We start from the raw sequence: 21,377 nt of genomic DNA, 5'->3' as shown, positions 1-21,377 counted from the left end.
CCGACGCCCTCGCGGCCCTCCAGGCTCGAGTCCTTGCCCAAACAGGCGAGCCCCACAACAAGATCAAGACGACGTGTTAATGATCTGCAAGCCCTAAGGGTCGAACGCAAGTCCACGGTCGCCGGTGCAGCGCAGCGGTGGACCGTCCGGAGTTCGGGCTGCCCGCCGAAGGAGTCCACCGCGTGTCGCGCCATCCCTCCCCGCTCCCGCACCACCGAGCCGCCAGGCCTGGGCCGGGTCCCGGTATCGGTCCCGCCCAGCACTCCGCGTTGCTTCTGCTGCGCGGATACGCCGCCTGCGACGCCCGGGCCGTCGGCGCGGCCCTCGACACCCTGGACGAGTCCGCCCTCGACGAGACCTACACCTACGTTTGCGCCGTCATGGATGTCACCCTGCGGCTCACCCTGACCGCCCAGCCCTCGGCCCGCGATGTGGTCCGGGCCGCCGAGCACACCGCCACGGCGGCTCCGCCACACTACGAATTCGCCTTCGGCCAGGCCGTACAAGCCTGGGCGGCGGGGGACTTGACGGCCCTGAGCCACGCCGCTGACGCGGATCCGCCGGGGGCGGTGCATCTGCTGGCCGTGATGGTCGTCGCCCTGGGCACCGCCGTACTCGACCACGACGGCCTGAACGCCCTGCTCAACTGCCTACCGGGCGCCCCGAGTCGATCGTGATTCGTAGATGACGCGCCTCGGCCGCGGCGGCTACGGCCAGGAGTTCCGGTAAGACTGCCTCACGATCAGCTCCGGCCGTCCGCGGGTCGCCGCGCCGACTCGTTCTCCTGGGCCAGGCGCCGCAGGGCCATCAGCGCGGGCTCCAGCATGACTGTCAGCAGCAACGCACGTTCGGCCACTTCCCATGGGTCATCGATTCCGTCCAGTTGATCGAGGTCGAGCGCCGCGGTCCGTTCGGCCAGGCGGGCGTACGGCACGAGCGTGCTCCAGTCCAGCGGGACGCCGAGGCCGCGCAGCGAACCCAGGGTCTCGGCGAGCGTGCGGCGGGCCGGCGCGGACGTGTGCACATCCCAGCCCAACTCCTTGATGAACGCGTCGAGGAGCCGGAGCGGGAGTCTGTCGAACCAGCCGAAGTACTACCCCTCCGGGAGGGGCTGCTCCCGGTCGGTCCGCCCTGATCGGAGTCCGGGGGCTGTCCGTGAACACCACCTGCGACGTCCTGGGGGGCCTCGCGGAGCACACCGGCGACACCCGCCTCCTCCTGGACCTCGCCCTCGGTTCCGTCAGTCCGGACATACGCATCGGGTCGGGCTCCGCTCTGGTCATTGGATACCTCTACGGTCTAAACCGCTTGCTTGACTCAAGCACTTCGCACATGGTTGCCTGACTCAAGTAAGCCGAGCACACGACGCCCCGCCGTGGGCACGCAGTCCCGGGGCCTCCTCGAGCGGAGGCGGCCTCGCCGCGCCGAACCCGTGGGGACGGGAGACGGCGCAGTCCCGGGCTCGGCGGCCGGTTCACTCCGCCGCCCGCCGCCGAGCCCGAGGACCCCGACCGACGTCGACTCTTTCGACGTCGTGGACCAACGGCACGCGGAATTCGAGAAGTTGGCGCGCACCGCGCGCCAGCGGGGCGACGAGGGCCGAGTCGCGCCCCCGCCGCCTATTCGACCTCGTCGAGAAAGCCGAGCACACACTGTGTGAGCAGGGCGGCGGCCTGCTCGCCGTACGAGGGAAGGCTGGAGGTCGGAGGTCCGCGAGCGCACCGCACGGCGAGACGCGGGGGCGCCGGTGGCGGCCGGAGGCCCGTCCGGAGCCGGCGCCCTGTTCGCCCCGCCTCGCTCAGTCGGTGCCCGCACCCCTCGCAGACGACTGGCAGGGCATGATGACCGGCATGCGCATCCGCATCGACGCTGTCGACCTGCCCGGCCTCACCTGCCCGGCTCCCGCCGACGGCAACGTCCCCGCGTACGACAACCTCCACGTCGCCGTACAACGCCGCGACCGTCCGGCCGAACTCCTCGACCCACAGCCCGGTGACGCCACAGCGGCGACCTGGACCCTCGAGTGCACCGCGGTCGCCACGCCGACGGGCATCGACGTGAAAGGCCCCTACGTGCAGGACCGTCTGGGCCGCCGGTTCATCTACCTGTCGTGGGGCACGGTAGACGAGGTCGGCGTCTTCGCCATGTTCCGCCGCGCCAAGCTCATGCTCGACGCCGTCCCCGCCGAGGTGCTCGCCGCCGCCACCCGCAGCGGCCTGCTGGTCGGACGCCTCGGTCTGACCGACGCGTGCGGCCGGCCCCGCTGCGCGCGCGTCGAGCCCCCGGACATCGCCTGGACGGCCGAATCCTCTTGAGAGGGCGCCCGGAGTGAGACGTTCCGCATTCCGTCCACCGGACGCAACGGACCGCGGCTGTAACGCCCGCCGTCACTCCTACGAGGCTGGGAAAAGACCGGGGAGCGACCCTGGGGAGGATCACCAACTCGGTGTGGGTCAGCTCAGTTGCTCTTGAGTAGCCGTACTCATGCCTGTTCGCGGGCGCGGCCGCCATCGTTATGGCATCGCCCTCCGGCACACCGCCGAAAGGGGAACGCACCGCTGGCTTCACCTACCGGAGGACATCATGAGCAGCTCCCGCCACAGCCGTTCCGCGCTCGCCCTGGCCACGGACAACTGGCTCTCCCGGGTCTACCTGGCCGCCGTCACGGCCGCGACCTGCTTCTTCCTCTACGACTCCCTCTTCATCACCCACGCCGATGCCTCCATGGCCGGCGCCGTGCCCATGCTGCTGACCGCCCCGCTGGGTCTGCTGTACACCCTCATGCCCGACGGCACGCTCACCGGCACGAACGACGGCCTGTTCACCGCCCTCTACCTCGCCGGTACAGCCGTAGCCGCCCTCGCCAACGCCGCCTTCATGGGCTTCGCCCTCCGCAGGCTCCGCCCGCCGTCTCCCAACACCGCCCCCGGCGTCTGAGCGTTGGGCCGCCCCTCGGCCACCGACCATCCCCGATCCGAGGACGCCCATACCTCAACTCGCCCTCTCCGACGACTTCGCAACGGATCCGATCTCGCTCCAGAGGCCCGTCCAGAAGGAAGTCAACGACGCGATCCAGATGTTCCGGAGCATGACCGTTCCCCAGCTCTACGCCAGCAAGGGCACGCACCCGGAACCGGAACTCACGGGCAGCCGGACCGGCGCCGCAACCGGTTGAATGGTAAACTAACTTGGCATATTCCGGTGATAATGCTTGATAAATGTGCGCGCGTGAGACACGTATTTCCGCACGCACGGACAGTTCCACGCGCAAGGAGTCCTCGTGATAGCCGTGCCCGAACCGGATCTCACCCCACGCGAACTGATCGCGAGGGCCGTGGCGATGCGGCCCACGCTGCTCGAACGACAGGCGGAAACCGAGCAGTTGACCGTCTACCCGAAGAACACCCACGAGGACTTTCTGCAGGCCGGTTTCTACCGGATTCTGCAGCCGCGCAGGTACGGCGGCTACGAGTTCGACGCGTCGACGTTCTACCGCGTCGTGACCGAGCTCACGCGCGGCTGCCCGTCCACCGGCTGGGCCTTTTCGCTCACCGCCGCCCATGTCCTGCAGGTCGCCTCGTTCTTCGGAGAGAAGACTCAGGACGAACTCTTCGGCGACGACGGCGACTTCCGAGCCCCCAGCACCGTGGCCCCCGTCGGGATGGCCCAGCCCGACGGCGACGGACACGTCGTGCTCGACGGCACCTGGTCCTACTCCTCCGGCTCCCCGTACGCCACCCACTACCTCGCACACACGTTGCGCGCCCCCGAGAACCCGGGCGACCGGCCGGGATTCGTGCTGTTCGTCGCACCGCGCTCCTCCTGGACGCTGCTCGACGACTGGTACGGCACCCTCGGCCTGCGCGGCAGCGGCTCCAACAGCATCCGCTTCGACCAGGCCCGCATCCCCACCCACTACACCCTGGAGGGGGGCCTGCTCGACCTGCCCGTCGAGGGCGGTACGGCCGGCTCGGAGCTGCACGGCCAAGCGATGTACGCAGGGCGCCCGGCCAGCTTCCTCCAAGGCGAGATCGCCGCCCTGATGATCGGAACCGCGTACGCGGCCGCCGACGAGTACGCCCGGATCGTCTCCGAACGGCGGCTCGTCATGGACCCCAGCCATACCCGCGCCGACCTCCACGACTACCAGCGCCACCTCGGCGAGGCGCTGGCCGCGATCCGTACGGCGGACGCCGCGATGCGTGCCAATGCCGACGACTGGATGGAGGCCGCTGCCGACAACGTGTCGGGCCGGGCCCCCTTCACCACGGAGGTGGACGACCGGCTCGCGCTCGTCCACCTCACCGCCGCGCGCATGGCCTGGGAGGCGCTGCAGGGCATCCTGTTCCGTACGGCGGGCACCCGGCACGGGCGTGACGGCGAGCGCATGCAGCGCTACTTCCGGGACGCCTCCACCATGTGGACGCACCCCTGCCACAGCATGCCCGAACCGCTCGCCCGCCGCGTCGGCCGCGCCCGTCTCGGTCTGCCGTCGGACGACATCCCGCTGGTCTCCTGATCTTTTGATGAAGAGCGGCAAGCTGGTGAAGGCGTAGCTCGCACGGGGAAAACGGGAAACATCAGCACTGCCGGGCGGGTCCCTCGAGGACCTGCCCGGCAGTGCATGCGCCTCATCCAGGCGCACTCTGCGGGTGCCCCAGCGGAATCACACCGACGCAGTGGCCGTCCCGGTCCAGCAGCCGGCCCATGTGCTTGACCGTACGCAGAACCACAGAACGGTCCTGGATGCTCAGTCGCGGCAGCCGGCGTGACAGGTGTGCCTCAAAGGCATGCACGTCGGCCAGCGCGCGCAGCCAGACGTCGATCATCAGGTTGTTCGGTCCGGCGGTGATCGAGCACGACCGGACCTCGCGCACCTCGGCCAGCACCCGACTGGTCTCCTCGAGGTACTGGCCGGGCACGGACGCGAAGTACACCGCGGACAACGGCCACCCGGACAGCGGCCGGGCCAGATCACAGCGCAGGCTCACCCGCGAGGCGAGCAGGGACTGGAGTCTGCGGCGCACCGTGGTCGTGCCGGTGTCGGTCTCCGCCGCCAGGTCACGTATCGACATCCTGCCGTCGGTGCTCAGCAGTTCCACGAGTCGCGCATCCAGCGCGTCCCAGCCCGCGGCGGCCACCTCGGCAGGTGGCGCCGGCGCGGGCAGGGCGGCCTCGAGCCGCGCACACTGGACGGCATCCAGACTGCGCAGCCGCCACCGGCTGCCCTCGGTGGGCACGCCCGTGGACACGTGCGTACGTGTCGCCCGTACCCCCGGCGTCCCTTGGAACAGCACCGTGGTGTGGTGGGCCAGCTCGTCGAGGTCCCGGGCCTGCACCGAGGCCACCACGTCCCTGCCGCCCGCCATGAGCTTGACGTTGGCCACCGCGGGATCCGCCGCGAGAGCCATGGCCACGCCCTCCGCGGCCCCGGGCTCGGTGTCGACCTCGACGACACCGCTCACGACGATCCGGGAGTTGGACAGCCGAGGGTAGGCGGTCACCCACGCCAGACCCGCATCCGCCAGTCGCTGCCAGCGTCGTGCGGCTGTCACCGGATCGACGCCGAGCACATCGCCGATCAGCGTCCACGGAGCCCTGGGATGAATCTGCAGCGCGTGCACCATGCCACGGTCGAGTTCGTCGAGCGCCGGCGCGGCAACATCCTGCACTCGTCGAGGCGGCGCATTCCTGCGCGCCTTTGGGGAATCGAGGCCGAAAGCTGCACCGTGACACGGAGTTTTCTTGCGCATTCCACACTCCCTTCGCCTGTTCCTAATACCGGAGGAGTGACCCAGCCCGCCATGACGGATGTCACGACGCAAGAGACCGCCAGGACCGCTCTGCGGATCCACAACGCCCGGCTCATCGACGGCACGGGGGCAGCCCCCGTGGACAACGCCGTCGTCCTCGCCGATCCCGAGGGAACCATCACCTACGCCGGCCCCGCGGCAACAGCCCCGCCCCATGAGGCCTCTTCGGTCCGGACGGTCGACGCGGGCGGCCGTACCGTCCTGCCCGGGTTCTTCGACTGCCACGTCCACCTCGCCTACGCGCAGGGCTCGCCGCCCAGCCGCCGCGCGGAGCTCGACCCGGTCCTGGTCACGTTGGACACCGCAACGCGGCTGCGGCAGACCCTCGACGCCGGCATCACCACCGCACGCGATCTGGGCGGTCTGTCGGCGGGCTACCGCACGGCCGTCGAGACCGGACGGATCGTGGGCCCGCGGCTGCACACGGCCGTACGGATCCTCAGCCACACCGGCGGCCACGCCGACCTGCGCCTGCCCGACGGCACCGACCTGACTGCCGGGATGTCCGAGATCGCCGACACCGCCGACGCGGCCCGGCTCGCCGTGCGCCGGGTGCTGCGCGAGGGCGCCGACCTGGTGAAGGTCTGCGCCACGGGCGGCATGGGCAGCCCCTACGACGACCCCGACGACGAGGGCCTGCTGGAAGAGGAGATCCGGGCCGCCGTGGACGAGGCCCGGCGCCACGGCGGCAAGCCGGTCGCCGCCCACGCCCAGGGCAACGCGGGCATCCTCAACGCGATCCGCGGCGGAGTGACCAGCATCGAGCACGGTTACGGCCTGGACGATCGGGCCCTGGACATGGCGGGCGAGCGCGGCGTCTTCGTCGTCCCGACGCTGTCCACCGTCTACGCGGGCATCAACAAGGACACGATGCCGGACTACCACTACCAGAAGAAGACCCGCTGGTCCGGCATCACCAAGGAGAACATCGCCCGGGCCATCGAATACGGTTCCCGCATCGCGCTCGGTACCGACGCAGCTGTCGGCCCGCACGGCGTGAACCTGATGGAACTCAGCTACCTGGTGGACCTCGGCATGGACCCGATGGCGGCCATCGTCGCCGGCACCCGCACCTCCGCCGAACTCCTCGGCGTCGCCGACCGGCTCGGCACCCTCGCCTCCGGCCGCACCGCGGACCTGGTGATCTGCGAGGGCGATCCGCTCGCGGACATCGGCGTCCTCGGCGATCCCGCCAACATCGTCTGCGTCGTCCAGGACGGCATCGTCCGCAAGGACCTCCTGCTTCCAGCGGCCCCGACCGGAAGGCAGTCGTGATGTCCTCACTGACCGACCTCCCCGCCCCGGACAGCAAGTCTCCCGACGACCAGCGGTCCAAAGGTCTCGACCGGGTGCTCTCCCTGATCGAGCGGTTGGGCAACGCCCTGCCCCATCCCGTCGTCCTGTTCGCCGGCCTCTTCGTCCTCCTGGCCTTGGCCTCCACCGCGCTGTCCGTCGCCGACGTCTCGGTCAAGGTCCCGGGAACCGACGAGACCAAGGCCGTCGCCGGGCTGTTCACCGGCGAGGGGGTGCGCTGGCTGGTCGAGAACCTGGTCGTCAACTTCGCCACGTTCCCGCCGATCGGCGCCGTCCTGGTCCTGATCATGGTGGTCGGACTCGCGGAGAAGACGGGCCTGCTGGAAACGGTGATGCGGGCAACCCTCGCCCGGGTGCCGCGTGCCGTCCTCCCGTACGCGGTGGCTCTGGTCGCCAGTCAGGCGCACATGATGAGCGATGTCGGCGCCATCGTGCTGCCGCCGCTGGCGGCCCTGGTCTTCAAGAGCGCCGGACGGCATCCCGTCGCGGGCCTCATCGGCGGCTTCGCCTGTGTCACCGCGGGCTACGCCGCCGGATTCACCATCGGCTCGCTCGACGCCCTGTACGTCGGCATCACCCAGCAGGCGGCCTCGGTCCTTCCGGCCACCGACGGCCTCCATATCCATCTCCTCATCAACTACTTCTTCACCGCGGCGAGCAGCATCGTGCTCGCTCTGCTCGGCGGGTTCCTCATCAGCCGCGTCCTGGAGCCGAGGCTGGGGACGTACACGCCGGCCGCGGACGAGGAAGAGACGCAGAGCCTCACGCTCACTCCGGTTCAGCGTCGCGGTCTGCTGGCCGGCGGCATCGTCGTCGTCCTCTACCTGGGCACGGTCCTCGCCCTGTGGCTGCCGACCGGGGCCCCGCTGCGCGGCGAGGGCGGAGCCTTCGTGCCCTCGCCGGCGCTCACCGGCATCGTCCCCGTCCTCTTCGGTGCCTTCCTGCTGGCCGGACTCACCTACGGCTTCACGGTCAAGAAGCTCACCAGCGCCGAGGACGTGGTCACCGCCGTGACCGACTCGGTGAAGAGCATGTCCGGCTACATCGTCATGATGTTCGTCGCCGCGCAGGTCATCGCGCTCTTCAACTGGTCCAACGTGGGTGTGCTGCTGGCGGTGAAGGCCGCCGCGCTGTTCAACTCCATCGGTGTCACGGGCTTCTGGGCGATCATCGCGTTCGTCCTGCTGGCCTCCTGCCTCAACCTCTTCGTCGTGTCCGGCTCCGCGCTGTGGTCCCTCGTCGGCCCTGTCTTCATCCCGGCGTTCATGCTGATGGGCATGAGCCCGGCACTCAGTCAGGCCGCGTTCCGTATCGGCGACTCGACCACGGGCGCCATCACGCCCATGAATCCCTATCTCTTCCTCATCCTCGCGATGCTCCGCCAGTACGAGCCCGAGGCCAAACTGGGCACGCTCATCTCCCGGCTGGCCGTGTTCGTCGTGCCGTTCCTGGTGGTGTGGCTGGTGATCCTCGGCATCTTCTACGGGCTCGACCTGCCGCTCGGGCCGGGTGCGGACATCGGCCTCAAGTGACACCGTCAGTGAGCGCGTTACGCAGTCGGCCGGCTCCACCGGGTTGATCCGGTGGAGCCGGCCGCTGCGCCGTGTCCCGCGCGACGACAAGGAACGGTCCCTCGTGCCGCCTCGGCTCAGCCCTGTGCCACCCATTCCAGGACGACGTTCGAGAACTCCTGCGGCAGTTGCTCGGGGACGGGGACATGGCCGCCGGACAGGACACGGGTCTCGCAGCCGAGCGCCCCGGCGAACTTCTCCAGCGCGGGCATGGAGTAGTGGTCCCCGGCCGCGCAGACGGCGAGCGTGCGGGCCGTGATGTGCGCGAGGCGCTGGTCCAGCAGGGATCGCCGTACCGCCTCGTGCCCTTCCTCCACCCGGTCAAGGACGGTCAGCGCGTCGACCATGAACCGGTTGAGAGCGGCTTCCTCCCCTTCCTCGTAGAAGCCGCGGCGCCGGTTCCACAGCTCCAGCAGGTGTGAGCCGTCGGGCTGGGGGACGACATGGTCGACGGGCTTGCGCTCGCCCGCCGTGCGCCGCTTCTCGTCGTCGACGAAGGGCGTGGCGGAGAGCAGAAGGCTCGCGACGCGGTCCTGGTGGCGTGCGGCGAGTTCCACCGCGATCACTCCGCCCGTGTGATGCCCGACGAGGTGGAAGCGTTCCAGTCCCAGCTCCTCGATCAGCGCATCGGCTGCGTCGGCGAAGCGCTCGATCGAATGCGGACCGTCGGGCTTCGCGGAGGCGCCGAAGCCCAGGGTGTCCATGGCGATGGCCCGGTGTGCGGCGCCGACCAGCGGCAGCACGTCGAGGTACTCGGTCCAGGAACGGGGAGTCTGGTGGAGCATCAGTACGGGCTCGCCCGTACCGCACTCGACATAGTGCAACTGCCCGAAGGGGCTGGGCACATAGCCCCGTAGCAGGGTGTCGGTGGTATCCGTCATCGGCGATCTGCCTTCGTAGGGGTGGGGACGGAGAGGGCCGGCAGCACCGAGGAACCGACGGCTTCGATCAGGTCGGTCGGCGGGTCGTACGAGCCGACGTGCTGGAGGAAGACTCCGGTGACCCCCGTGGCGCGCAGGGCGCGGAGCCGCTCGGTGATCTGGTCCGCGGTGCCGAACAGGCAGAACTCCTGAGCGAAGCGCAGGGCGGCCTCGTCGCTGATCCACTCCGAGCAGATCTCGACGGCGGCGTCCCAGTCCTCGGCGTGCACGAGATCCGGGTAGACCCCCTCGACCTTCGCGGGGACGGCGGCCTCGATGCCCGCGAGGGCGAGGAAGGGGGCTCCGCCGTTCTGTGCGATCGAGGCGCAGATCGGTTTGATCAGCCGGGCTTCGGCTTCGAGGTCGTCGGTCACCGCGCAGAACGCGGAGACGGTCAGCGGTATCTCCCCGGCCTGTCGGCCCGCGGCCTCGGCACCCTCGCGCACCCGGGCGGTGGCGCCTTCCAGGGTTCTCGGCGAGACACCGCTGAGGAGGATCACGCCGTCGGCGACCTCACCGGCGAGCCGCAGGTTCTTCGGCCCGCTCGCGGCCAGGTGCAGGGGCACTTGGGGCTGAGGATCGCGCAGTCGGGAGCGGACCTTGCCCTCGGAGCCCTCGGAGCAGCCCTCGAAGTCCCATGCACGGCCGTCGAGCAGTGCGCGCAGCATGGCGAGTCCTTCGCGCATCGCCGCCGAGGTGGTCTGGCGCAGGCCGATGGGGCCGACGGAGCTGTTGCCCACACCGAGCCCGAGGGTGAAGCGGCCGGGGGCGAGTTCGGCGACGCTGCGGGCCGCCGAGGCGACGACGGCCGGGTGCCGGGTCGCCAGGTTGGTGACCGCGGTGCCGAGACCGATCCGCTCGGTGCCCAGGGCGGCGGCGGTCAGCGTCGTGAACACGTCCCGCCACAGCAGCTGGGAGTCGGGGAACCATACGTCGTCGAAGCCGAGCTCCTCGGCGCGGCGTACGGTCTCGACCACGCGGTCCGCCCGGTCACAGGGCGGGACACGGACGCCGACCCGCAGCCGGGCTTGTTCGGCGCTCATGCCCGAGCCTTCGCCAGGTCGAGGGCAATGTCGGTGATCATGTCTTCCTGCCCGCCGACCATCCCCCGGCGCCCGACCTCGACGAGGATGGCGCGCGTGTCCAGGCCGTAGCGGGAGGCGGCGGTTTCGGCGTGGCGCAGAAAGCTGGAGTAGACGCCCGCGTAGCCGAGGCTGAGCGTTTCGCGGTCGACGCGCACCGGCCGGTCCTGGAGCGGTCGTACGAGGTCATCGGCGGCGTCCATCAGCGGGAACAGGTCGCAGCCGTGCTTCCAGCCCATCAGGTCGGCCACCGCGACGAACGCCTCCAGCGGGCAGTTGCCGGCGCCCGCGCCCTGCCCGGCGAGCGAGGCGTCGACACGGACGGCGCCGCTCTCCACGGCGACCACGCTGTTGGCCACCCCGAGCGCCAGGTTGTGGTGGGCGTGGATGCCCAGCTCGGTGTCTGCCGACAGGACGTCACGATAGGCGCGCAAGCGGTCCCGCACGCCGTCCATGGTCAGCCGTCCACCGGAGTCGGTGACGTACACGCAGTGGGCTCCGTACGACTCCATGAGCTTGGCCTGACGGGCGAGTTCGGCGGGTTCGGCCATGTGGGACATCATCAGGAACCCGGCGACGTCCATGCCCAGCTCCCGCGCGGCGGCGATGTGCTGGGCGGAGATGTCGGCCTCGGTGCAGTGGGTGGCCACGCGCACCGACCGGATGCCCAGCGCGTGGGCCCGCTCGAGGTCGTGGATGGTACCGATGCCGGGCAGCAGCAGGGTCGTGGGGATCGCCTGCTGCACGGCGCCGACGACCGCCTCGATCCACTCCCAGTCGGTGTGGGCACCGACGCCGTAGTTGACGCTGGAGCCGGACAGGCCGTCGCCGTGCGCGATCTCGATGGCGCGGACCCCGGCCGCGTCGAGGGCGGCGGCGATGGTGCGGGCCTGCTCGACGGTGTAGCGGTGCCGGATGGCGTGCATGCCGTCGCGCAGGGTGACGTCCTGGATGTACAGCGTGGTGGTCACTTGGCTGCCTCCGTCAGGTGGTGCGCCGCCAGGCGTTCCGCGGTGCGCAATGCGGCCGAGGTCATGATGTCGAGGTTGCCCGCGTAGGACGGCAGGTAGTGGGCGGCGCCCTCGACCTCCAGGAACACCGACACCTTCACCGGCGCGCTGCCGGAAGGCACCAGCGTGCGCAGCGGGTCGTCGGCACCGACCCGGTCGAACTGCACCTTCTGCTTGAGGCGATATCCGGGCACGTAGGCCTGGACGCGGCCGATCATGCCTTCGACGGAGGCGACGACCGCCGCCTCGTCACAGTCGGAGACCAGGCAGTGCACCGTGTCCCGCATGATCAACGGCGGTTCGGCCGGGTTGAGGACGATAATCGCTTTGCCCCGGGCCGCCCCACCGACCTTTTCGATGGCGGACGCGGTGGTCTCGGTGAACTCGTCGATGTTGGCCCGGGTACCGGGGCCCGCCGAACGGGAGGCGATGGAGGCGACGATCTCCCCGTAGTGGACGGGTGTGACGGCCGAGACGGCGGCGATGACGGGGATGGTGGCCTGTCCCCCGCAGGTGACCATGTTGACGTTGGGGCTGTCCAGATGGGCGTCGAGGTTCACCGGCGGCACCACGTACGGGCCGAGGGCGGCCGGGGTGAGGTCCACCACCGTGCGCCCGAGGGCGCGCAGCACCTCGTCGTGGCGGCGGTGAGCGCCGGCCGAGGTGGCGTCGAGGACGATCCGTACGTCGGCGAACTCGTCCATCGCGACCAGCCCGTCCACGCCCTCGTGCGTGGTGGGCACCTTCAGCCGGCGGGCGCGGGCCAGGCCGTCGGAATCCGCGTCGATGCCGGCCATCGCGGCCATCTCCAGGCTGTCGGACAGCCGGAGCACCTTGATCATGAGGTCGGTGCCGATGTTGCCGGAGCCGATGACGGCCACCTTCGTGCGGGCGCTCATCGCCTGTTCCCTTCCGCCGCGAACCCGACCTGGACCGTGCCCAGGTCGCCGATACAGGCCTCGAACCGGTCCCCCGGAGCCGCGACGGCCATCGGGCCCAGGGCTCCGGTCAGCACGATCTCCCCGGCGCGCAACGGGTCGCCCTTCGCGGCGACGGTCGAGGCGAGCCAGGCCGCCGCGTTGAGCGGGCTGCCGAGACAGTCGGCACCGGTTCCCTCGGAGACCACCTGGCCATTGCGGGTCATGGTCATGCGCAGGCCGCGCAGGTCCAACCGCGTCAGCGGTACGGGGGTGGAGCCGAGCACGAACAGACCACTGGAGGCGTTGTCGGCGACGGTGTCGACGATGGTGATGTCCCAGTCGGCGATCCGGCTGTCCACGATCTCCAGCGCGGGCAGCGCGAATTCGGTCGCGCGGATCACGTCGGCCACCGTGCAGTCGGCATGCGGCAGATCGGCGCCGAGGACGAGGGCGACCTCCGCCTCCACCTTGGGCTGGAGCAGCCGCCCGGCCGCCACCTCGCCGCCCTCAGGAACCGCCATGTCGGCGAACAGCACCCCGAAGTCCGGCTGGTCCACGCCGAGTTGGGCCTGCACGGCGGGCGAGGTCAGTCCGATCTTGCGGCCGACGAGGCGCCGCCCGGCGGCCAGGCCGCGCTCGACGTTCACGCGCTGTACCGCGTACGCGGCTTCGGTGTCGCCGTCGGCGAGGAGCGCGCGAACTGGTGGACACGCGCTCCCCGCGCAGATGGCTTCGTTCAAGGCGTCGGCGGCCTTGACCACTGCGGGGAGCGGGCTTTCGGCGGTCATGGACACACTCCATGCACCGCGCTACGGGACAGGGACATACGGAACCTCCAGGTGTGCGGGTACGTAGGCGTACGGCGTGCGGGAGCGGAGACAGGTCCGCACTCGGGGCTCATCAGGCTGTCGCCGCGCCGCTGATGAGGGGTGTGTCGGCGGATCGGAAGCGGTCGGTGCGGTGGACGAGCTTGACGGACCGGGCGATCGGGGCGAGGGTCGCCGCCCGGTCGAAAGCGCTGTCGCCGCCGCCGACGACCGCCACGTCCTGGTCGGCGTGGTCGGCGGGCCGCGGTACGAAGTACACCTGTCCGCGACCCAGGTAGGCGACGAGGTCGCGGCCGCGCACCCACGGGAATCCCGCGATGTCGAAGATGCGCTTCTCCGCGTACGTCGCGCCGATCTGGCCGCCGCACCGGGGAAGGACGTCCATGACCGCCACCCGCAGCCCGCGGAAGCCGGCGTTGTAGCTGCCGTAGAGGCTCGCGGGCCCGGCGCCGATGATCAGAACATCGGTCTCGATCAGGTGCGACTCGTCCGTGCTCACCGGCACGTCGGGAAGAACGCTCATGGTCCGGGAGCGTATGGACCGGGCCGTTCCCGCCAAATGGTTCTGTTCCGGTGAGCAGGACGTTTCGCTTATGCGGCCGCGGGCGGGGCTGGGAAGGTCGGCGCCCGATGATTCCCGGCACGGGGGAGGACGTACATGCACAGGGACGGAACATCACGATCCGGGTCCAAGAGAAGCGCCCTGACGGTGGGAGATCCGCAGTCCTCGCCCTCCCACCGATCGATCAACTGCCGGGCCCGGGACAACACCTCGCCCAGCACCGGCGCACAGGGTGGGTTCTCGCCGTGCGCCGACGAGCCGGAGCGACCACTGTCCCGCGTCGCCGCGCGAGACCGGGCTTCCTCCGTGCCGCTCACCCCAGGGACCGGCTGATCCCCAGGGCCGCGGTGCGCAACGCGCGGGCGTGCCCGGTGAGGTCCATACGGTAGGTCGGCGCGGTGATGGACAGCGCGCCGACGAGCGTGGCATGGCGGCCGAAGACCGGCACGGCCATGCTCGTGTAGCCGAGGCGCACCTCCTCGGTCTCGATCGCGATGCCCTCCGCCCGGGTCCGCTCCAGCTGGGCGCGCAGCCGGCCCGGTGAGGTGACGGTGTGGCGGGTGAAGGGTTTCAGCCCGCTTCTGACCACCGCCGCGAACAGGGCGTCGGGCGAATGGGCCAGGATCGCCTTTCCGGTGGCCGTGCAGTACAGCGGCAGCCGGCCGGCGACCCGGGACTCCTCGTTCAGCCCGCGGTGCGGGAAGATCTTCTCCAGGTACACGACGTCGAGGCTGTCGTGGATGGCGAAATGGATGGTCTCCCGGGTGGCCAGCAGGAGGTCCTCCATGTACGGCTGGACCACCTCGCGCAGGATCCGCTGCCGGTGTACCCGCTGGCCGATCTCGAACAGCCGCAGGCCGAGCCGGTAGTCGCAGCCGACGCGCTCCAGTAGCCCCCACTCGACCAGCTCCTGGGCGAGCCGGTGCACGGTGGCCTTGGCCACCCCGGTCCGGCGTACCAGGTCGGCGAGGGAGAGGGTGTTGTCCTCGGCGGTGAAGGCCTCCAGGATGGGCCGGACCTTGCCGAGGACGGAGTTCATCGGGTCAGGACAGGACAGCGTGGCCCGCGTCCCGGGCACGCCTGGCACGGCGGGTGCGGCAGGTGCGGTGTCGGCACGGCTGACGGACGTGACGGTCATGAGAAGAACCTCGCAATCGATCCGATACCCCCGAAGTACGTGGTCCCTGCAACGGAACCATGCCTTCCCCGATCATGGCCATGCCCAGGCGTTAATTCGCCGTGACCGCGGACGCGGAGCGGAGGCCGGGCCCGAGCGGGTTCTTGTTGCCGCAGACCACCAAGGCCGACGCAGCCGCTATGTGGACGTGGTTCCCGAGCTGCCGCTCACCGAGACCGGCAAGATCCGCAAGGCGGCGCTGCGTGCCCGCGACGTCACGACCGCCACCTGGGAACGGACCGCTCATGCTCTGGGCTCGACTTGATCGACCGACTCCGTCATCGGCCCGGGGCGGGCGATCGCGGCTGGTACACCACCCAGCTGGAGACGTACCCGAAGTGTCGGACCCGGTCGGACAGGAGCCATGCGGGCATCAGCCAGCAGCCGCAGCGACCCCCGGATCAGGTCGAACCCGTACCCCACTTCCATGGACGCAGCCACGCTCCCGTTCCGGCCGCCCGGTGTGAAGGCGGCGAGGGGACACCTGGGTCCGCCGCTCCTTCGGTCTCTGCGACAGCCGGGCTTGCGCCGCCCGAGCCCGCGGCAGAGGTCCGGGAGCGGAAACGGGCACGGGACGAGACTGTCGATTCGGGAACAGCCGGTTCGGAAGCGATCGAAGCGGTCGGTTCGGAAGCGGCCGGTTTGTGGAGCAGGAGCAGCGCCGCGTCGTCGTGCAGTCGGCCACCCACATGCGCCAGCAGTTCGTCATGGAGGGCGGTGAGGGTGCGCGCCGGATCATCGGACACGTGGCGGGCCAGCCCTTCGGCGAGCGGGTAGAACTCACAGCCGTGGTCGCGGGCTTCGGTGACCCCGTCGGTGTAGAGCAGCAGATGATCCCCGTCGGCGAAGGGCAGCACCTGGAGGCTCGGGGCCTCGCCCGAGAGCGCGCGCAGTCCGAGCGGCGGGACCGGATGGGTGGGCTCCACCTCCACGACGTCTCCGGACGCGCGTACCAGCAGCGGAGGCGCGTGTCCGCAGTTGACGATCTCCAGATGGCCTGCCTGCGGGTATCCGGCGACCACCGCGGTGACGAAGTCGTCACCGCCGAGATTGCGCGCCAGGCTCCGCTCGATCCTGTCGACGACGGCGAGGAGATCGGGCTCGTCGTAGGCGGCCTCGCGGAAGACACCGAGCACAAGTGCGACGGTCCCCACGGCCGGCAGCCCCTTGCCGCGCACATCCCCGACGATCAGCCTGACCCCGTACGGGGTGGCCACCAGTGCGTACAGATCCCCTCCGATACGAGCCTCCGCCGCCGCGGCGCTGTAGCGGACGGCCACCCGGAAGGGGCCCACAGTCTCCGGTACGGGCTTGAGGAGCGCATGCTGAGCGGTCTCCGCGACCGAGCGAACGTCCGCGAGCACCCGTTCACGACGTCCGCGCAGCGCGCTGGCCAGGCCGCTCGCCAGCGTCACGGCCGCCAGTGCGGACAGTACGGCCGCCAGTTCGCAGTCCCAAACACCGTCCCGGGTAGCGAGCGCCGCGCACAGCGTCACCGCGAGGAAACCGGCGCAGACGACTCCGCGCGGCCCATTGGTGGTGGCGGCCAGCGCGGGCCCGGCCGCGAGCAGCGGCAGCCAGGCCATCCCTGCTCCGCACAGGAGATCGACGAGCACGACGGCCAAGACGATCAGCACGGGCAGTACGGGCGTACCGGCGGCCAACTGCGCGGCGGCACGCCTGTGCACCGACGCTCCGAGAGGGGCGATGCGGTTCCCACAGGGCCGCTCCGGCGAATGGTCGCCACCATGGTCCCGGGCCTGACTCATGTTCGTCCGCAAATCCTCACCTGGTGTACGCGGGGAGAGAGACTCCCGATATGTCCGTTTCATCCAGGAAACGGTGTCGGCTCGCGTGCCGCAAGGACATGATTTTCAGATAGTGAGCGAAAGGCTCCTGGTTACGCGATTCGCGGTCGAAATCAGCCGCGCCCGGATCTCCTCGAGTCGGGAAAGCCGACTCACCGGCATGGAGACACCGAGCGAGCCGAGCGTGTCCCGGCTGTAGACGGGCACGGCGAGGCAGACCGTGCCGACGGCGTACTCCTCCAGGTCCGTGACGGCCGGGGCCACGGGTGAGTCGTCGAGTCGCCGGAGCAGTTCCGGAGAGCTGGTGATGGTCCGTGGCGTGAGGTCGGCGAGGAGGTGCCGGGAGAGGTATTCCTTGCGGGAGTCGTCGTTCATTTCTCGCAGCACGGCCTTGCCCAGCGCGGTGGCGTGCCCCGCATCCTCGAATCCCACCCAGAGGTCGACCCGGGGCGCCCGGGGACTGTCGACGATCTCCGCGACCCGGATCTCGCCCTCCTCGTAGAAGGTGAGATAGGTGGCGGTCGCCAGCTCGTCCCGCAGAGCGGCGAGCGTGGGGCGGACACGGCTGAGCAGCGCCTGTCCGCGGCCCGTGGTGTGCAGCGTCTGCAGCTTGTCGCCCAGGACGAACCCGCCGTCACCCAGCTTCCGTACATATCCGTCGTGACACAGCGTTCGCAACAGGTGATAGGCAGTGGCCAGGGGCAGGTCCGTCTCACGTGCCAGCTGCTTCGCCGGCGCGCCGTTCTCGTGCGCGCTCACCGCCTCCAGCAGGCGGAAGGCGCGCTGCACGGAGGTGATGAGCGTAGGGCCGTCCTGAGCACGCATACGACCAGCGTGCGCCGGGCGCACAGCGCAGGCAAGGCGCGCACAGCCCGTCCCCAGCGGGAAATTCGCTTTCCGAGAAAGGAATAGTTCAAGCGTTTGGGGGAACGGCAGAATTGTCGACCGGACATGTTTGGAAGGAATTTCGCCGGTCAGCCGTAGTAGTGGATCGCACCGTCGAAGCAGTGAGGACGTGATCTTCCATGGCCAAGCAGCAGAAGGCAAAGGCCAAGGCGGAGCAAGCCAAGGGAAAGGCCAAGGAGGCCGCCGGGCGTGCTGTCGGCAACGAGGGTCTGACTGCGGAAGGCAAAATGGAGCAGGCGAAGGGCGACGCCCGCCAGGCCAAGGAAAAGACGAAGGACGTAACGAAGGACGTGTTCCGACACTGAGGATCACCCGATGCACAGGGCCCGCCGCACGCTCTTGCGGCGGGCCCGCGTCTTTTCAGGCGAAGGAGAGAGAAATGTGCGGGGAGCACCGGCCGCACTCCACCGACACGGCGACCGCCCCGGGCCGACCGCGCTCGCCCGGACCGCGCAGTCCCGCCGAGGTGCGTGAGGCGGTCAGACACGCGCTGGAAGGCACACACCGATCCCGCGGGCATGACACCACAGGCGAAGACGACGCCGTCGGCGACGCCCTGCTCGTCGCCTCGGAACTCACCACGAACGCGATGCTGCACGGCGGCGGTGTCACCGGGTTCGAGGTGATGCTGGTCGACGGGGACATACACCTGTCGGTGAGCGACCACAGCCAGAAAGTACCCGTGCCGCCACGGCGCGTCGACGAACCGGGGTCCAGAGGGATCGCGGGCCATGGCTGGCCGATCATCTGCCGCCTCGCCCGCGACATCATCATCTCGGACCTCCACGCCGGAGGTAAGCGCATCACGGCCGTCGTACCGCTCTCACCCGGGTAAAGACCACGGCGGGCGCGCCGACGGGATCGGTCACGGCACTGGTCCGGGTGAAGACCATCGACACTGGTCCGAGTTCACGCTGTGAGGACCTGTCGGGATGCCCCTGCCGCGGACGGTGCACCCCGCACGGCGAGGCGCACCGGGTACGTGGTCTTCGCCGGATCCACCACTGGGTCCCCCAGCACGATCCGGCCCGCCGCATGCAGGGCGTCACACTCGTCGGTGGGCAGGGCCACATAACAACCGCCCCGCCCCGTACCGGAACTGAGTGCCTGCCAGTATCCATACCGGCGACGCCCGTTGGCGTGCACGGTGAGGCAGACGGGGACGCGCTGCACGGTGATGAGACGCAGAACCTCGGCACCGCCGGGGCCGAGCGGAGCGGGCGTGCCCGGGAGGGAACGGAGCCTCGTCAGCGGGCTCCGGTCAGGGCTCGCGGCGCGGCGGCGGAGAGCGGGCGTCATGTGCAGGCGGCCTTTCGACGGACGGGTTCGATCGCGTACCGCCGGGAGCGGTGACGTTCTCGCTGCTCACCATTGTTCCGGAGGGCACTGACAACGCGGTCGGGACCGCTGCGGAACGCTCCCCTGGACCCGTTCACCGAAGGGCGTCCGTGCGCGAGGGGCGCGACCGTCCCGCTCGCGGAACGGAACTGCTTGAACGTGAAACGGACATGGACGACCGGCCCTTCGCGGGCACGGCCCCCCGAAAATGCCCGTCCGACGCGGCAGGGAGGCCAGGTGGCAAGATGGGACCGCGGATGAGGCGCGATGGCGCTTCAACAAATAAGCAGGTGGCACATGTCCCATGAGCCCGGCGAGGTCTGGGAGCAGTTCGCGGTCGCCTTGGCGGAAATGGCACGAGATCTGCTGGCACAGGACTCGGCCCAGGACACTTTGGACCGCATCGTGGAGCATGCGACCGTTCTGATCAACGGATGCGACCACGCCGGCATTCTCACCGTGCGGCGGGGTGAAGTGCACTCCCTGGCGGCGACGAGCGACGTGGTGCGCCGCGCGGACCGGATACAGCAGGATCTGAAGGAAGGCCCGTGCTTCGACGCCGTGACCGAGCGCCAGCAGGTCTACACCATCGAGGACTCGCGGCGGCCGCATGAGCGCTGGTCCCGCTTCGCCCCCGAGCTGAGGAAGCTGGGCATCGGGAGCGTGATGGGCTTTCTCCTTTTCACCGAGGACGACGAGCTCGGTGCTCTCAACCTGTACTCCCACCGGCCGGACACCTTCGACGAGGCCGCTCGGCGTGCCGGCTGGATCCTCGCCTCGCACGCCGCCGTGGCCTTCTCCGCGGCCCGCACGCACCAGCAGCTCGGCCACGCCTTGGAGACCCGTCACGAGATCGGCGAGGCCATGGGCATCCTCATGGAGCGCCACGGGCTGAACGAGGACACGGCCTTCAAGGTGCTCAAGAAGGCGTCCCAGGACCACAACGTCAAACTGCGCGCGATCGCCCGCCAGATCTGCGAAACCGGCGAGAAACCCGGCTGACCACGGGGACGGCCGGGGGCATCCGGCCGCAGGGCGGTCCGCGGCCGGATGCGGCGTTGATGTTCGGGCCGAGCCTGCTCCCCGCCGTCAGCCCTACGGATTCCGGCGTCGGCCCGGTCTCCTCGGCATGGGCTCGGCTTCCCGGGAACCGGCGGTCACTTCCTCGGAGGCGAGTATCTGGTCGCCGTACACATCCTGTATCCAGGTGGTCTGGTAGACCGTGTCGAGGTAGCGCTCTCCGAGGTCCGGGGAGATGGCCACAGCGGTGAGGCCAGGCGTTTCATTCTCGGCCAACCAGTCCATCGCGCCGCTGACCACCGTTCCGGTGGAGCCGCCGAACAGGAAGCCGTGTCCGGCCAGACGGTGGCAGGCGCGGATGGTGTCGGCCTCCTCGACCCAGATCACCTCATCCACGTAGGACTCGTCCAGCAGCGGCGGGCGCATGCTCATGCCCAGGCCGGGAATCAACCGACGGCCCGGCTCGCCGCCGAAGGCCACCGAGCCGACGGTGTCCACCGCGATGATCCGCACGGGCCGGTGCCACTGGCGGAAGTAGCGCGCGCAGCCCATCAGGGTCCCGGTGGTGCCCGCCCCGACGAACAGTGCGTCCAGCTGCGGGAACTGGCGGGCTATCTCCGGCGCCGTCTTGCGGTAGTGCGCCCGCCAGTTGCCCGGATTGGTGTACTGGCTGAGCCACACGTATCGGTTGTCGGAGGCACACAACTCGCGTACGTAGTCGATGCGCGCGCCGAGGTATCCGCCGTTGGCGTCCAGGTCGGCGATGATGTGTACGTCGCCGCCCAGTGCCTCCATCAGCAATCTGGTCGACAGATTGCAACGGGAGTCGGTCACACACAGAAACCGGTAACCCTTGCTCGCGGCAATCATGCTGAGCGCTACACCCAGGTTTCCGGACGAGGACTCGACCAGAATCGAATCCGGCATCAGGAGTCCGTCCCGTTCGGCGGCCTCCACCATCTCTACCGCGGCCTTCAATTTGATCGAGCCCGCGAAGTTGAAGCCCTCGCACTTCAGGTAGAGGGAGCGCCCAAAAATCGGCTGGAGGTCGACATAGAGTTGACTCTCGTTGAAGGCATGGGGATCGGAGATGACGGGCACGCTGGCCT

The 21,377-nt window shown here is 69.8% G+C and carries 21 protein-coding genes and 1 pseudogene; 9 read left to right on the top strand and 13 right to left on the bottom strand.

The genetic code is table 11. From position 1 onward, the window contains the following. The first annotated feature begins 182 nt into the window (after window positions 1–182). Window positions 183–677, top strand: coding sequence for a hypothetical protein (locus AB0D57_RS13685; protein ID WP_362071237.1), 495 nt, complete (start codon window positions 183–185; stop codon window positions 675–677). Between the two features lie 65 nt (window positions 678–742). Here the strand turns inward: AB0D57_RS13685 and AB0D57_RS13680 are convergent, their stop codons facing one another. Next, window positions 743–1,024 (bottom strand): hypothetical protein, encoded by a 282-nt coding sequence (locus AB0D57_RS13680; RefSeq protein WP_362071235.1) that lies wholly within the window; start codon window positions 1,022–1,024, stop codon window positions 743–745. A gap of 814 nt (window positions 1,025–1,838) precedes the next feature. Between AB0D57_RS13680 and AB0D57_RS13675 the strand changes: the two genes are divergently transcribed. The 3 genes from AB0D57_RS13675 (at window position 1,839) to AB0D57_RS13665 (ending at window position 4,519) form a co-directional block, all read left to right on the top strand. Further along, entirely contained in the window at window positions 1,839–2,315 is a 477-nt protein-coding gene (locus tag AB0D57_RS13675; protein WP_362071251.1) for a DUF5990 family protein, read from the top strand. A gap of 268 nt (window positions 2,316–2,583) precedes the next feature. Then, entirely contained in the window at window positions 2,584–2,937 is a 354-nt protein-coding gene (locus AB0D57_RS13670) for a hypothetical protein (protein WP_362071233.1), read from the top strand. A gap of 343 nt (window positions 2,938–3,280) precedes the next feature. Next, on the top strand, window positions 3,281–4,519 hold the full coding sequence (locus AB0D57_RS13665) for an acyl-CoA dehydrogenase family protein (protein ID WP_362071231.1): 1,239 nt from the start codon (window positions 3,281–3,283) through the stop codon (window positions 4,517–4,519). Between the two features lie 112 nt (window positions 4,520–4,631). On the opposite strand, the gene AB0D57_RS13660 is transcribed toward AB0D57_RS13665, so the two are convergent. After that, a complete protein-coding gene (locus tag AB0D57_RS13660; protein ID WP_362071229.1) occupies window positions 4,632–5,672 on the bottom strand; it encodes an Lrp/AsnC family transcriptional regulator in 1,041 nt (346 codons plus the stop codon). 132 nt (window positions 5,673–5,804) lie between these two features. Here AB0D57_RS13660 and AB0D57_RS13655 point away from each other — a divergent pair, with 132 nt between their 5' ends. Both AB0D57_RS13655 and AB0D57_RS13650 read left to right on the top strand, forming a co-directional pair. Beyond that, the gene (locus tag AB0D57_RS13655; protein WP_362071227.1) at window positions 5,805–7,088 is read left to right on the top strand and encodes an amidohydrolase family protein; all 1,284 of its coding nucleotides are present in this window, start codon (window positions 5,805–5,807) and stop codon (window positions 7,086–7,088) included. Further along, complete coding sequence (locus AB0D57_RS13650; protein ID WP_362071225.1) at window positions 7,088–8,659, top strand: AbgT family transporter; 1,572 nt, start codon at window positions 7,088–7,090, stop codon at window positions 8,657–8,659. The genes AB0D57_RS13655 and AB0D57_RS13650 overlap by 1 nt, the downstream gene beginning before the upstream one ends. 116 nt (window positions 8,660–8,775) lie before the next feature. Here AB0D57_RS13650 and AB0D57_RS13645 read toward each other — a convergent pair whose 3' ends face one another. The 9 genes and pseudogenes from AB0D57_RS13645 to AB0D57_RS13605 form a co-directional block, all read right to left on the bottom strand. Next, a complete protein-coding gene (locus AB0D57_RS13645; protein ID WP_362071223.1) occupies window positions 8,776–9,579 on the bottom strand; it encodes an alpha/beta fold hydrolase in 804 nt (267 codons plus the stop codon). Then, window positions 9,576–10,661, bottom strand: a complete 1,086-nt coding sequence (locus tag AB0D57_RS13640) for an LLM class flavin-dependent oxidoreductase (RefSeq protein WP_362071220.1) — start codon at window positions 10,659–10,661, stop codon at window positions 9,576–9,578. The genes AB0D57_RS13645 and AB0D57_RS13640 overlap by 4 nt, the downstream gene beginning before the upstream one ends. After that, window positions 10,658–11,671: a 4-hydroxy-2-oxovalerate aldolase gene (gene dmpG / locus AB0D57_RS13635; protein WP_362071218.1), complete on the bottom strand. Its 1,014-nt coding sequence runs from the start codon at window positions 11,669–11,671 to the stop codon at window positions 10,658–10,660. The genes AB0D57_RS13640 and dmpG overlap by 4 nt, the downstream gene beginning before the upstream one ends. Beyond that, window positions 11,668–12,609 carry an acetaldehyde dehydrogenase (acetylating) gene (locus tag AB0D57_RS13630; protein WP_362071216.1) on the bottom strand — a complete coding sequence of 314 codons (942 nt, stop codon included), beginning with the start codon at window positions 12,607–12,609 and terminating at the stop codon, window positions 11,668–11,670. Before AB0D57_RS13630 ends, dmpG begins: the two co-directional genes overlap by 4 nt. Then, window positions 12,606–13,418, bottom strand: a complete 813-nt coding sequence (locus AB0D57_RS13625; RefSeq protein ID WP_362071214.1) for a fumarylacetoacetate hydrolase family protein — start codon at window positions 13,416–13,418, stop codon at window positions 12,606–12,608. The genes AB0D57_RS13630 and AB0D57_RS13625 overlap by 4 nt, the downstream gene beginning before the upstream one ends. 151 nt (window positions 13,419–13,569) lie before the next feature. Further along, window positions 13,570–13,980: pseudogene (locus AB0D57_RS13620) on the bottom strand (NAD-binding protein); the annotation flags it as partial. 352 nt (window positions 13,981–14,332) lie between these two features. After that, entirely contained in the window at window positions 14,333–15,157 is an 825-nt protein-coding gene (locus AB0D57_RS13615) for an IclR family transcriptional regulator (RefSeq protein WP_362071212.1), read from the bottom strand. Window positions 15,158–15,597: 440 nt separating this feature from the next. Further along, window positions 15,598–16,884 (bottom strand): PP2C family protein-serine/threonine phosphatase, encoded by a 1,287-nt coding sequence (locus tag AB0D57_RS13610; protein ID WP_362071210.1) that lies wholly within the window; start codon window positions 16,882–16,884, stop codon window positions 15,598–15,600. Between the two features lie 186 nt (window positions 16,885–17,070). Continuing rightward, window positions 17,071–17,829, bottom strand: coding sequence for an IclR family transcriptional regulator (locus AB0D57_RS13605; protein WP_362071208.1), 759 nt, complete (start codon window positions 17,827–17,829; stop codon window positions 17,071–17,073). 200 nt (window positions 17,830–18,029) lie between these two features. Here AB0D57_RS13605 and AB0D57_RS13600 point away from each other — a divergent pair, with 200 nt between their 5' ends. Both AB0D57_RS13600 and AB0D57_RS13595 read left to right on the top strand, forming a co-directional pair. Continuing rightward, window positions 18,030–18,215 carry a CsbD family protein gene (locus AB0D57_RS13600; RefSeq protein WP_362071206.1) on the top strand — a complete coding sequence of 62 codons (186 nt, stop codon included), beginning with the start codon at window positions 18,030–18,032 and terminating at the stop codon, window positions 18,213–18,215. 74 nt (window positions 18,216–18,289) lie between these two features. Next, on the top strand, window positions 18,290–18,745 hold the full coding sequence (locus AB0D57_RS13595; protein ID WP_362071204.1) for an ATP-binding protein: 456 nt from the start codon (window positions 18,290–18,292) through the stop codon (window positions 18,743–18,745). Window positions 18,746–18,819: 74 nt separating this feature from the next. On the opposite strand, the gene AB0D57_RS13590 is transcribed toward AB0D57_RS13595, so the two are convergent. Beyond that, on the bottom strand, window positions 18,820–19,209 hold the full coding sequence (locus AB0D57_RS13590; RefSeq protein WP_362071202.1) for a hypothetical protein: 390 nt from the start codon (window positions 19,207–19,209) through the stop codon (window positions 18,820–18,822). Between the two features lie 336 nt (window positions 19,210–19,545). Here AB0D57_RS13590 and AB0D57_RS13585 point away from each other — a divergent pair, with 336 nt between their 5' ends. Beyond that, a complete protein-coding gene (locus AB0D57_RS13585) occupies window positions 19,546–20,250 on the top strand; it encodes a GAF and ANTAR domain-containing protein (protein ID WP_362071200.1) in 705 nt (234 codons plus the stop codon). 93 nt (window positions 20,251–20,343) lie between these two features. Here AB0D57_RS13585 and sbnA read toward each other — a convergent pair whose 3' ends face one another. Then, window positions 20,344–21,369 carry a 2,3-diaminopropionate biosynthesis protein SbnA gene (gene sbnA, locus AB0D57_RS13580; RefSeq protein ID WP_362071198.1) on the bottom strand — a complete coding sequence of 342 codons (1,026 nt, stop codon included), beginning with the start codon at window positions 21,367–21,369 and terminating at the stop codon, window positions 20,344–20,346. Window positions 21,370–21,377 lie beyond the last annotated feature (8 nt).

Origin of the sequence: Streptomyces sp. NPDC048275 (assembly GCF_040652275.1) — a bacterium.
Classification (GTDB): domain Bacteria; phylum Actinomycetota; class Actinomycetes; order Streptomycetales; family Streptomycetaceae; genus Streptomyces.
Note: the sequence above shows the minus strand (reverse complement) of the source record. Positions and strands in the feature narration are given on the sequence as shown.